The 12,612-nt window shown below is 39.5% G+C and carries 6 protein-coding genes and 3 tRNA genes; 4 read left to right on the top strand and 5 right to left on the bottom strand.

The window, feature by feature from the left end:
* Positions 1-130: 130 nt before the first annotated feature.
* The 3 genes from PR767_RS17610 (at position 131) to PR767_RS17600 (ending at position 440) form a co-directional block, all read left to right on the top strand.
* Positions 131-207 (top strand) — tRNA-Met (locus PR767_RS17610).
* A 61-nt stretch (positions 208-268) separates the two neighbouring features.
* Positions 269-345, top strand: a tRNA-Met gene (locus PR767_RS17605).
* Positions 346-363: 18 nt separating this feature from the next.
* A tRNA-Met gene (locus PR767_RS17600) sits at positions 364-440 on the top strand.
* 136 nt (positions 441-576) lie between these two features.
* Here PR767_RS17600 and amiC read toward each other — a convergent pair.
* Positions 577-1,827, bottom strand: coding sequence for an N-acetylmuramoyl-L-alanine amidase AmiC (gene amiC / locus PR767_RS17595; RefSeq protein ID WP_004257585.1), 1,251 nt, complete (start codon positions 1,825-1,827; stop codon positions 577-579).
* A gap of 362 nt (positions 1,828-2,189) precedes the next feature.
* Between amiC and argA the strand changes: the two genes are divergently transcribed.
* Complete coding sequence (gene argA / locus PR767_RS17590; protein WP_117162521.1) at positions 2,190-3,533, top strand: amino-acid N-acetyltransferase; 1,344 nt, start codon at positions 2,190-2,192, stop codon at positions 3,531-3,533.
* A gap of 103 nt (positions 3,534-3,636) precedes the next feature.
* On the opposite strand, the gene PR767_RS17585 is transcribed toward argA, so the two are convergent.
* The 4 genes from PR767_RS17585 to ptrA are packed head-to-tail and all read right to left on the bottom strand — an operon-like array spanning position 3,637 to position 12,609.
* On the bottom strand, positions 3,637-4,206 hold the full coding sequence (locus PR767_RS17585; RefSeq protein WP_004908691.1) for a hypothetical protein: 570 nt from the start codon (positions 4,204-4,206) through the stop codon (positions 3,637-3,639).
* Between the two features lie 53 nt (positions 4,207-4,259).
* The gene (gene recD / locus PR767_RS17580; protein WP_117162522.1) at positions 4,260-6,107 is read right to left on the bottom strand and encodes an exodeoxyribonuclease V subunit alpha; all 1,848 of its coding nucleotides are present in this window, start codon (positions 6,105-6,107) and stop codon (positions 4,260-4,262) included.
* Positions 6,107-9,715, bottom strand: a complete 3,609-nt coding sequence (gene recB / locus PR767_RS17575) for an exodeoxyribonuclease V subunit beta (RefSeq protein WP_272520698.1) — start codon at positions 9,713-9,715, stop codon at positions 6,107-6,109. Before recB ends, recD begins: the two co-directional genes overlap by 1 nt.
* Positions 9,712-12,609, bottom strand: coding sequence for a pitrilysin (gene ptrA / locus PR767_RS17570; RefSeq protein WP_272520697.1), 2,898 nt, complete (start codon positions 12,607-12,609; stop codon positions 9,712-9,714). The genes recB and ptrA overlap by 4 nt, the downstream gene beginning before the upstream one ends.
* Between the last annotated feature and the right edge of the window lie 3 nt (positions 12,610-12,612).

The raw sequence follows: 12,612 nt of genomic DNA, 5'->3' as shown, positions 1-12,612 counted from the left end.
TTTCCCTACTCATCAAAGTGTAAAAAACAGCCAGACAGAACATATTTTGTTCTGTAAATGCTAAATTTTGTAAAAAAAACACGAAAAAACTTGCATCAGATCTCATCCCGAGTATAGTGCCCGCATCGGACGCGGGGTGGAGCAGCATGGTAGCTCGTCGGGCTCATAACCCGAAGGTCGTTGGTTCAAATCCAGCCCCCGCAACCAATTATTGATTAAATCAGTAAAGTAACAAAAAATCTGCAGTATAAAGTCGTAAAAATTCAGTCGCGGGATGGAGCAGCTTGGTAGCTCGTCGGGCTCATAACCCGAAGGTCGTTGGTTCAAATCCAGCTCCCGCAACCAATTTTTTACCTCTTCAGTCGCGGGGTGGAGCAGCATGGTAGCTCGTCGGGCTCATAACCCGAAGGTCGTTGGTTCAAATCCAGCCCCCGCAACCAATTCTTTCGAATATCATTTCTGATTCAATTCCTTTTATAACTTCACAATAAGATCTTCTATTTTTAATCATCAATAAAAAAGGCGATTCACACACTCGCTTATCACCTTTCTTTATCTTAATCTGATTTTAATCAATTAGTTGCGAATTGCTAATGCACCGCCATTACGGAAGTAAGCTTTTACTCCTTCAAAAATGGATTCCGCCATTTGCTGTTGGAATTTAGCTGTTTTTAATTTCCGTTCTTCTTCTAAATTACTAATAAAAGCCGTTTCGACTAGAATCGATGGGATCTCTGGTGCTTTCAGTACCGCGAATCCAGCTTGGTCAACTCTATTCTTATGCAATTTATTAACCTTCCCCATCCGCTTTAACACTTCATCACCAAATTTCAAACTGTCATTAATCGTCGCGGTTTGCACGAGATCAAACATCGTATGGTCAAGATACACATCACCGCTTTTACTCACTCCCCCCACTAAGTCCGCTTCGTTTTGTGTTTGTGCAAGGTAGCGAGCCGTGTTACTAGTAGCCCCTTTCGTTGATAGTGCAAAAACAGAAGAACCACGGGCCGAACGATTAGTAAATGCATCTGCATGAATTGAAACGAATAAATCTGCCTGCATTTTACGTGCTTTCGCTACTCGAACTTTTAACGGAATAAAGACATCTTCATTGCGTGTCATATAGGAGCGCATTTTAGGGTCTTTATCTATCAGCGCTTTTAAGCGACGGGCAATCTGTAAAACCACATCTTTTTCACGCGTTTTATATTTACCTATCGCACCAGGGTCTTCGCCACCATGTCCTGGGTCGATCATAATAATAATTGGACGATCCGTTCCCGCCTTTCCAGGTTTCTTCGCTTGAGCAGGCATACTTTCTTCAAGATCACCTTTATTGTAATCCTCAAGCAATGCCAATAGTGGGTCATCATTGGTATCAACACCTTTGCCTGGATAAAAATCCAGAACCAAGCGGTGTTTAAATTCCGCGACAGGTGCCATCGAAAAGAATTGAGGACTGACTTTATTTTTAACCTCAAACACCAAGCGAACCGTTTTTGGATCAAATTGCCCAACTCTAACTAGCTTTAGATAGGGATCACGTGTTTGAATTTGAGTTCCCATATCTTTCAACACATTATTTAACTGCACCCCTTCAAGGTCGACCACAATACGTTCAGGGTTATTAAGCACAAACTGACGGTACTTCAATGGAGTGCTAGATTCCAATGTAACTCGAGTATAGCTCGATGCTGGCCAAATACGCACAGCCACCACACTGCTACTCGCAGAAAAACCGAATGGGCTAATGCTCAGTAACATAACTGCAGCTGCGCCTTGAATAAAACGACGCTTAGATGGGTTGTGATCTTGGTGACTCATCAATAATTCCGAACCTAGAACTGAGAAATAAAGTGATTTTAGGATAATTGCTAATAATTAGACTTGAAACACGCACTCTAACTAATCATTTGCACTCTGTCATTAAGAATATATCAAAGCATCTATAGAGTTACAGTAATGAGTATAACTTAATCATACTAAGAGAAAATATTTGTGAGTGACTTTCTGTGTCAATTTTATGCAATTTAGATTTCGTAGAGTATATCTAGTTAAGTTTAGAGATATGTAAATGTAAAAAATAAAAATGTTACTTTTTTTATCCTATCTTTTACTTGATATTTTCCAACAAAAAGAATAAAAATACATTATTAACGAATAAAAATTCAATTAAGAGGGTTGTTATGAAAGAGCGCAGCACCGAGTTGGTTGATGAATTTCGCCATTCGGTCCCTTATATAAACGCCCACCGCGGCAAAACATTTATTATTATGCTTGGTGGTGAAGCGATTGCGCATGAGAATTTTCCCAGCATTGTCAATGATATAGGGTTATTACATAGTTTAGGCATCCGAATTATTGTCGTTTATGGCGCAAGACCTCAAATCGAAGATATCTTAGCTGAGCATCAATATGAGGCAGTTTATCATAAGCATACTCGCGTAACTGATGCGAATACACTTGAATATGTAAAACAGGCTTCTGGAGCTTTACAATTAGATATTACAGCTCGGTTATCTATGAGCTTAGGAAATACCCCACTTCAAGGGGCGCATATTAATGTGGTTAGTGGCAATTTCGTTATTGCCCAGCCTCTCGGGGTCGATGATGGCATTGATTATTGCCACAGCGGAAGGATCCGTCGTATTAATGAAGAAGCTATTAATAATCAGTTAGATAATGGTTCTATCGTTCTAATTGGGCCGGTTGCTGTCTCAGTCACAGGGGAAAGTTTTAACTTGACCTCTGAAGAAATTGCCACCCAATTGGCAGTTAAAATGAAAGCAGAAAAGCTGATTGGCTTTTGCTCCTCTCAAGGTGTTGCAGATAAAAACGGCAATATTTTATCTGAATTATTTCCGAATGAAGCAGAAAATCGCATTCAAGAGCTGGAATCTGAAGGTGATTTCTATTCAGGAACCGTGCGTTTCCTGCGTGGGGCAGCAAAAGCTTGCCGCCGAGGCGTCCGCCGTAGCCACCTATTGAGCTATCAAGAAAATGGCTCTTTAATTCAAGAATTGTTCTCACGTGATGGTATTGGTACACAAATCGTCATGGAAAGTGCGGAACAAATTCGCCGTGCAAACATTAATGATATTGGTGGAATATTAGAGCTTATTCGCCCATTAGAGCAGCAAGGAATTTTAGTTAGGCGTTCACGTGAACAGCTAGAAATGGAAATTGATAAATTTACCATTATTGAACGTGATAACTTAGTCATCGCTTGTGCAGCGCTTTACCCCTATCCAGAAGAAAAATTAGGTGAAATGGCATGTGTCGCTGTTCATCCCGATTACCGCAGTTCGTCTAGAGGAGAAGAACTTCTGCACCGTATTGCCGTACAGGCGAAACAATTTGGCCTAGATAAACTATTTGTTCTGACAACTCGTAGCATCCATTGGTTTCAAGAGCGTGGTTTTACTCCCGCGGAAATTGAGATGTTACCAATGAAAAAACAGGCTTTATATAACTACCAGCGCCGTTCTAAGATATTGATTTTAGATTTAAAAAGCCAACCGGATAAATAAACATTAGAATCGTCAAATAATGACTGTTTAGTCGCCTGCTTTAACTCCAAACTATACAAGGATGTATAGTTTGGGTTGTGACTTTAAAACCACGGAATAGCCACTAAGCTATCTGAATAACTCTGGCTTTCTCGCACAAAAGAATGGAGTCTATATGTGGCTGTATTGCAGCTTTCATCTCAGCGAAAGAAGTACCATAAAAATAAAATGCGGTTTCTGTCGGGCCATCCCAAACTCCGTGAATACTCCCGATGTCTTCCACTGCTTCATCTAGGATATCGAACACCTCATTGATATCCCCATTTTCATAAACCTCATCTGCGAGCTCTGTCCCGTTGAAATAAATAGCCATACCTTCATCTGAGCCAAAATCAATTCGCACATCTTCGCCATGAATAAATAAACGAGAACCTTTTGGAGCTAACATTGAAGAAAAAAGTTGAATAATTAAACTGATATTTTCGTCACTGGCCTCTTCAAGTGCTATTTCTATATCGCATTCCTGCGCTTCACCATTATCAGCTAATAATGTTCCACCACCTGTGACATGGATATTTTTACCCATGCTTTTCATGACTTCATTAAATGCGTCTTCTAAATCACCACGCCTAATCGGCTCAAGCCTTGCATTTAATGTTACTGTAATTGCCGTCATTGCTTGCTGGTTATCCATCTCATTACCTTTACTTTAGGGTTAAATATTCACGTAACTTACATATAAACTAGTCACATTAATTGGGTCGCTAAACCGCTTCGCCGCTTGGTTGGCGTTTCAACTGCTCGACGTAATACCTTTGGACTGCCATAAAGAGATAGCTCTTTTTTAGCTCGAGTTATCGCCGTATACACTAGCTCACGGGTCATTACGGGAGAATATACATTTGGTAAAACCAATGCGGTATGAGCAAACTCCGAACCTTGTGATTTATGAACTGTCATCGCATAAGCTGTTTCATGTTGTGGGAGTCGGTTAGGTTGCACTCCACGTATAGTCCCATCAGGAAATTGAAAATAGGCTCTAAGTGCATTTTCTTCATCAGGTAAAATGATACCGATATCCCCATTAAAGAGTCCTAAAGGGCTATCATTACGACTAATCATAATTGGCCGGCCTGCATAGTGTTTATTCGATAAATTATATGGGCGGTTTATTATCCCTTGTCTATGAAACAATTTTTCCAATTTATCGTTTAGGCCAATAACGCCAAAAGGTCCTTCTCGCAGAGCCGTTAGTAACCGATATTGGTTAAATTTTTTCAAAACCTGCTCAGGGTCTTCTTTATCTTTTACCGCAAGCAGATATTCCTTATAATTTTCAGCGGCATCTAATAAAATTTTCGCGTAATCATCCGCAGTTTCTTGGATATAACTATGTACATCCGGCCGCTGTTGGTTTAGTAATTGTTGAACTTGAGAAACATTACCTTCGTTTACAGCAAAAGCGAGTTGGCCAATCCCTGAGTCTGCAGAAAAACGGTAGCTTTTACGTAGTAGACATAGGCTATCACGAATAGCAGGGCCGCTTGGTGATGCATAAGATTCGATAGAATGCCCTGTTAGTTCCGAAAGCTGAGACGCTCTTTCTACACTATAACCATTATCAGCAAACTGACAAATATCCCCTAATACTGCCCCTGCCTCGACCGAGGCTAATTGGTCTTTATCACCTAAAAATATTAACTTTGCATTTTCAGGTAATGACTCAAGTAATTTACTCATCATAGGTAAATCTACCATTGAGGCTTCATCAACAATGAGTACATCAAGAGATAAACGATTATCACGGTTATAGCGAAACTGCTGGCTCTCAGGTTGAGCCCCTAATAAACGGTGCAATGTTTTTGCATGATTAGGTAAAACAGCGCGTTCTTCATCAGTTAAAGGAATTTTTTTCATCGCCTCACCGAGGGACTCTGTCAACCTAGCAGCAGCCTTACCTGTTGGAGCGGCCAGCTCAATTCTAATTTTATGGTGATGCCTGGCTTCAAGTTTAATTAATGCCGCAAGGATACGCGCAACTGTTGTCGTTTTTCCTGTCCCCGGCCCCCCTGATATAATTGATACCTTACTGGTTACAGCAACTGCTGCGGCAATTTTTTGCCAATCTATTTCATCAGTAATGGGAAATAGGCTATTCAATACACTCTTAATTTGAGCATTATTTTGTTTGTCTACTGATGTACTAGCGAAAAAGTTTGCGACATACTGCTCATATTGCCACATTCGTTGAAAATATAAGTATCCCCCCGAAAGCACCAAAGGAGAGATTTTGTTTTCTGTTGATAGTGACACTGCATTTGCTTGTTTTAGCGTTTGATAAAGTTCTTGTTCGCTCGGCTCTCCCATTTTTTGCCAAAATTCAGCGGCTAACTCTGGGTGCCTTCCTGCAAATAATTTTTCAGGTATAACATCTGCCAGCGCTAAACAAACATGTCCAGCCATGGTTTCTGCACTAAGAAGTGCGGCAATAGTAAGCACTATAGGGTGCTTATTATCAGAAATACTGTAAGCAAATTGCACATCTAGAGGTGTAAAGATATATTCCTCAATAGCCTGATTAAATAGGGATTTCATTAAGCTGACTCCCCTTGTTGAGCATTTTTAAATATGCTATCTAACGCTTCAATAAAAGCGCCTATTGGGCGACAAAAGAAAATTCCATTACTTGAATTGACATTATCTATTCCTCTTAAAAATAAATAATAAACGCCTCCAAAATGGGCTTCATAGTCATAATTAGGCATTCTTTGCTTTAGGTAACGATGTAACGCCAACGAATATAGTTGATATTGTAAATCATAGCGGTGGTCTATCATCGCTTCAGCCATGGCCTCTTGGGTATAAAAGCTAGCATCCTTCCCTAGATAATTTGACTTATAATCAAGAAGATAAAATTTACCTTTCCAGTAAAAGGTGAGGTCAATAAAGCCCTTTAAAATCCCCTGAACTTTCTCAAAATTGAGCGGGGGGCAACGTTGTGATAATGGGTCATATTGATGCGTTATCTTATCTAAGTGGCTTGCACTCAATATTGACTCAATAGGAAGATAAAACTGCATCTCATCTAATTGGTCTTGAACCTGTAATGCAGACAAACATAGCCCGTCTTCTGATAATGGTGCCTGTACAATTGCGTGTAGCCATTCTTGCAGCATTGATGCCCAATGTAAGTCAAACCCTGAGGATTCAAGTTTCTCAGACAACCACTCTTGAGAAACCGGCTCACTAAAGTCAATTTCCTCCATCAAGCTATGTAAAAATGTTCCCGGAGATGCGCCTTTAGGAAATTGATGAGGGGTTAGAGTAAAAGACTCACCTTCCTGCTGCTCCACATCAATACTGGCCTCAATATCCATATTAGGGGCTAATGAATTCGCAAATTGCAATGCTGAAACTGATTGTTCTGCCTCTGTATGGCTTGAGCCGTAACTTAGCCCCGAATAACTAGTAACACGCCAATGATCATTAAAATGACGAGTCATCGTTCTTGCAGACAAGTTTACGCTGTCATTTTGTTCTAATAATAAACGTTCCGACTTAGGTTGATTAATCACGATAACATCAATAACGTCATTGCTAATCTCAGCCAACATGTCATTTAATAGTAAGCAGTCTCCAGCTTGTCCTTTTTGGATAACATAGCCCAGCGCAGATAAGTGTAAGTCTGTTTCACCACTTTTTTTCCTATTACCTTTAATTAATGGTGCAATACCAACACTACAGTGATAGATGGCTCTTGTAAGTGCCACGTACAATAAACGCAGGTCTTCTGCTAGACGTTCTTCATCAGCTAAAGCGACATTTTCTTCACTATCATTTAAATCTAGACGTACCCCATAATCTGTTCTGTCGTGATACAAGCCTTTAGATTGAGGTAAAAAATTGCTCGCAAAAGGTAACCAAACAATCTTGTATTCAAGGCCTTTAGATTTATGAATGGTACTGATTTGCACCAAGTGTTTATCACTTTCAAGACGCATTTGCTGTACGTCAGATTGATGGTCAGGATGGGCAATTTGTTGTGCTAGCCAACGTGTTAGTGTGTGCTCACCTTCAAGCTGTAATGACATTTCTTGTAATAGCTCACCAATATGCATCACATCCATCAAGCGGCGTTCTCCATCAGTGCCTGATAATAACGTTTCTGCAATCTGCCTCTGCGCCATGACCATTCTAAGCATGGGAAGCACGCCACACTTTTGCCAAACCATGGCATAACGAGCAAATTCATCTACAATTTTTTCCCACGATTTTTCATCATGGTTTAAGTCATCAATTTGTTTAGCGGTTAAACCCAATATCCCTGTCGCCAATGCACTACGCAAAACACGTTCTTTTTCGGGTGTTAAAACTGCCTGTAGCAACCACAGTAAATCTCTCGCTTCTGGTGTTGAAAATACACTTTCCCGATTAGATTGAAATACAGAAGGGATATTTAACCGATTTAAAGCATCACGAATTAATACGGCTTCTCGTCGGCTGCGCACCAACACTGTAATGTCAGAAGCTTCAACAGGTGTATGCGCCCCTTGATTGTCAAAATAGCTACTACCTTGCAACCCGCCTTGTAAGTATTGTGCTATTTGTACCGCACATTGTGAAGCTGTTGCTTGTTCATATTCAGCAACGGAGACACCTTCCGCTTCAAGTTGCCAAAATGTAAGTGATTTGACTTTTTCACCATCATGAATAAGTTTTTTATCACTATTTTGCTTAGCAAAATTAACGGGTTGAAAAGGAATTTGCTCAAAAATAAATGGGGACTGACAACGAGAAAATAGATGATTAATAGCTTCAACCATATTTTGCGATGAACGATAGTTAGTCTCTAATGTATAGTGAGCACTAACTTCATTTTTTGCTTCGATATAGGTGAAAATATCAGCGCCTCGAAAAGCATATATAGCTTGTTTAGGGTCGCCGATAAAAAGTAATGCACTGTCATTAACTTCCCGATAAATGCGTTGAAAAATACGGTATTGCTGTGCATCTGTATCTTGAAACTCATCTATCATTGCAACGGGAAAACGTTGGCTAATAGCTTGAGCTAAAAATTTTCCGCTTTCTTGAGCAAGAGCACTGTCTAAACGGGTCAACAAATCATCAAACCCCATCTCACCTCGGTTATGTTTTTCAAAAGTGATAGCCTCCCTCACCTCTGCAATAGCCAGTGGAATAATCAGATCTTTTAGGGTTAATGATTGAGAAAGTAGCTCATCTATTCTTTGGAAAACAACATGCTCTGGCCCCGAACCACTTTTTGATTTTTTATGTAGTACCGTTTGTGAAAAGCGTTCAAGATCTTTAGGTAGCTGATAATCTTCTGTTTCTTCTTGAGCCCATTCACCGATTTTTATCAACCATGTAGGTAGAAAACGAGTACTATAACTTCGTTTATCAACATCGGAATCAGCGATAAGCTTCTCAAAATCTGCTGAATTTTCTAACCATGCCGCTTTTACAGACTCAATTAACAAGATTAGTCGCTGATGCCGTTCTTCTAGAGATTCAATTTGCTTTGGTTGGTTAATAATTAAAGGAATATCACCTTGTAAGAAAGGTTTAATCTCCGAGAGCAATGCTTCAGGACCACTCCACAGTGACTGAATGACTTTCGTCATGGAGTAATTTAAAGGGTAAAAATGGCGGCGCCAAAAATCTGCACAGGCTTGTTTCTGAATCGGAAATTCATCTTGAATCATGGTCTGTTCAAATAGCACTCCTGACTCAAATGCATTATGAACTAGCATTCTTTGGCAAAAACCATGGATAGTGTATATTGCTGCTTCATCCATTTGCCTTTCCGCAGCCTGCAACCATCGCGCAGCGAATTCTCTTTGAGACTCCCCCGAAAGCTCGGCTAATAATTCAAGATACTCAGGCTGCGACTCGAAACCAACACCATTTCTTAAGCAAGCTAAGCGCATATCATGAATACGTTGACGAATACGCCCACGTAACTCATTCGTTGCAGCTTCTGTAAATGTTACAACTAAGATTTCTTCAACACTTAACGGCCGAGGAAACGCATTAACGCCTCCCAGACCTAATAAAAGCCGCAGATAAAGTATACCAATTGTGTACGTTTTACCCGTTCCTGCTGATGCTTCAATTAACCGCTGTCCACGCAGTGGCAAGGAAAAAACATTCAGTAATTGGGACTCTACCTGCACTTTATTCACTCAGCATCTTCCTTTATTGGTAAAATCTGTTGCAACTGAGAAGCTGTTGGGTAAAGCACCCAATCTTTCAGATGCGCATATCCTACTTTAGTGTCAACTCCTCGGCCTATAACTTGGGAGCTAACGGCTAACCCTTTGTGCTTTATAACTGCATTTTCATAATACTCAATGACTTGTTCTTTCGTTGCACTACCTAAAGTTGCAATAACTTTTTCACGAGTATCAAAACTGAAAATATTTCTAGAAAAATCAGATGAATAACGACCAACTTCCTCATAGAATGTTTGAGGTGGTTGGCTCATTTCCGTGATAATAGATTGTTTATATTGATTAAATTCATCTATCGGTAGTTTTTTCAGTTTCTCTAATGCTTGAAGATAAAATTGTTGGTAACGTGTATTCAAATAACTCGGTGTTTTGGCATTACTTTGAATCAAAAAGCCCATACCCCACTGATCACCCAGCCCAGTTTTAAAAGCAAATACTGCATAACCCAGTTGCTCATTAGTTCTTAGTTGATCATAAAACCAAGGCTGAATCACTTTAGAAAGAATACCTGATAATACTGCACCATCAATGCGGCTATAACCGTCTGGAATAAAGATTTCAGCAAGCGCATTATCTGAGCTATTTCCCTGCTTTTGGAAATCGGCTAGATAATTTTTGTTAATAACGACAATATCACCACGCCACCAATTGGTACCTTCGCTCTTTAATAATTGCTGTGCATCTTTAATAGTTTTAATGCTTTGTGACTCAGTCATATTACCAAAGACCAACGCTTGTAATGCTGCGCTTTTAACTATCATTTCACGGTAGCTAGTGATGTCTTGCAGTGAAATTTTATCTAGCTCCGCTAAACGCTGTTCTTGCTCAAAGTAAGGCACACTATTAATACGTTGAAGCGGTTGCATAGCCAACTCATAAGCTTTCGCATTATTAGCAACTTCAATTTGCTCTTTATACCAAGATTTTGCTTGGGCTAGCTCTTGTTCCGTTGGCTCAAAATTCAGGTATAGCTGAGTCATGGATAAAAAGAGTTCAGGTAAATGTTGGGTGTAACCACTGGCATTTAATTGCAGACCAACTCCTTGAGAAACAGAGACTGACATACCCGCTACCGATGCTTGATATTGCAGCTCATCCATTTTCAATGAAGCGATATATTGTAATAAAGAGCCCGTTACTTGTTCCTTGGCATCTTTATCCCCTTGATTAGAACGTAATGATAAAGTGATACTTGCTTTTGGCTCATCAGCAAAATATTGACTTGGCATATATAACACACGCGTATTGCCATCTTGATAGATGAATTCAGGGTGTTTATAAGCCTTACTAGTTTTAATTAATGATAAATTATCAGCAATATACGGGTTTAAAGCGGGTAATTTAAAATTCATTTTAGATTCTAAACTTGCCCACGATTTAAATTGTTTTGCTGTAATTTTGTTAACTTGATACGGCGCATCAACAAAATACGCCTTTTTGTTATTCGGTTCATTTGGGCTAATAAACCAAATCCTTGCCTCTTGCGCGCTGAGCTCTGATAAACGCTGTTTAATCGCCTCAGGATCATACTTATCAGCAATATAATCTGAATCCAGAACATGATTAACAGGAACATCAATCATTTGGTCTGATAACCATTCAATGTAGTTCATATCCCTAACAATTGAACCATAACGGAATGATAAATTAAGAACTTTTGCTATTTCATCAAAGTAACTTTTATTGATTCCATCGTTCTTAATTAACTCAAGATAAGAAAAAATAGCTGCAATAATTTCGTCCCTTTCTTGTAAGCCTTTATCTGTCAACGTGACATAAATAGAGAAAGAGCCATAGTTTCTATCTAAATTTGGGGATGCAGAAGCGCTTATACCTTCAGCAAGTCCTTGTGATATTAACCAATCAGCTAGTGTCCCTGGACTTCTATTGCCAATTAAGTAACTAATATAGTTATCACTTTTACTGCGAAAATCTGCCATATTATTTTTAATACTAAATTCAATTTGTATGGCTTTTTGCGGTTGAGCCGGCACATAATGGATGATAATACCTTTTTCATTCTCCGTTACTGCGGGGATATTAACAGCAGGAACACTTGCATTAAAATTAGGTATACGCCCAAATGTTTCCTGTGCGATATTCGCTAATGACTCAATAGACTGGTCGCCGTAAAGTACTGCATTCATTAGGTTTGCAGAATAATACTGCTTATAAAAACCCACTAGCTCATCTTGTAGTTTGCTATTAGGTTTATCTTTTAGAGTCTCTAAATTCCCTCCCGAAAAACGCGAATTCGGGTGTAATGGGTTCAATGTTTCAGAACGTACTTGCCATATACGCATCCCATCACGAGAACGTGCCATTGTAAGTTCTGCATTAACTGCATTACGTTCTCTATCTGCATTAATCGGGTCTAAAAGTGGCTCAGCCAATGCATCTGCAAGCCTGTCCGTTGCTTCTTTTAATGCGCCATTTTCAACTTCAAAATAATAAGCAGTGCGGTGAGATGCCGTGCTTGCATTATGGCTACCACCATGTTTTTGTAAAAACTCAGAGAAACTGCTTGGCTCGGGGTACTTTTTAGAACCCATTAAAACCATATGCTCTAAATAATGGGCCAGCCCTAATTGGCTATTTGGGTTTTCAATACTACCAACAGGTATCGATACAGCAGCCAATGATTTTGTCGCTTTGGCATCTGATACTAATAAAACCGTCATATCATTACTGAGTTTGATGGCTTTATATTCCCTAGGGTCACTTTCGCTTTTATTTACTGTTTCAGGCAAAATTTGCCAAAGTGGTTGTGCTGCAATCGCTTGGCCACCGAAAAAAATTACCAGTAATAAAAATAGATGAGCGATATTTTTGGATAAATATTGCATCCT

Origin of the sequence: Providencia sp. PROV223 (assembly GCF_028479245.1) — a bacterium.
In the GTDB taxonomy this organism is placed as follows: Bacteria; Pseudomonadota; Gammaproteobacteria; order Enterobacterales; family Enterobacteriaceae; genus Providencia; species Providencia rettgeri.
The sequence above is the reverse complement of the archived record's forward strand: the minus strand, read 5'-3'. Positions and strand labels throughout refer to the sequence as shown.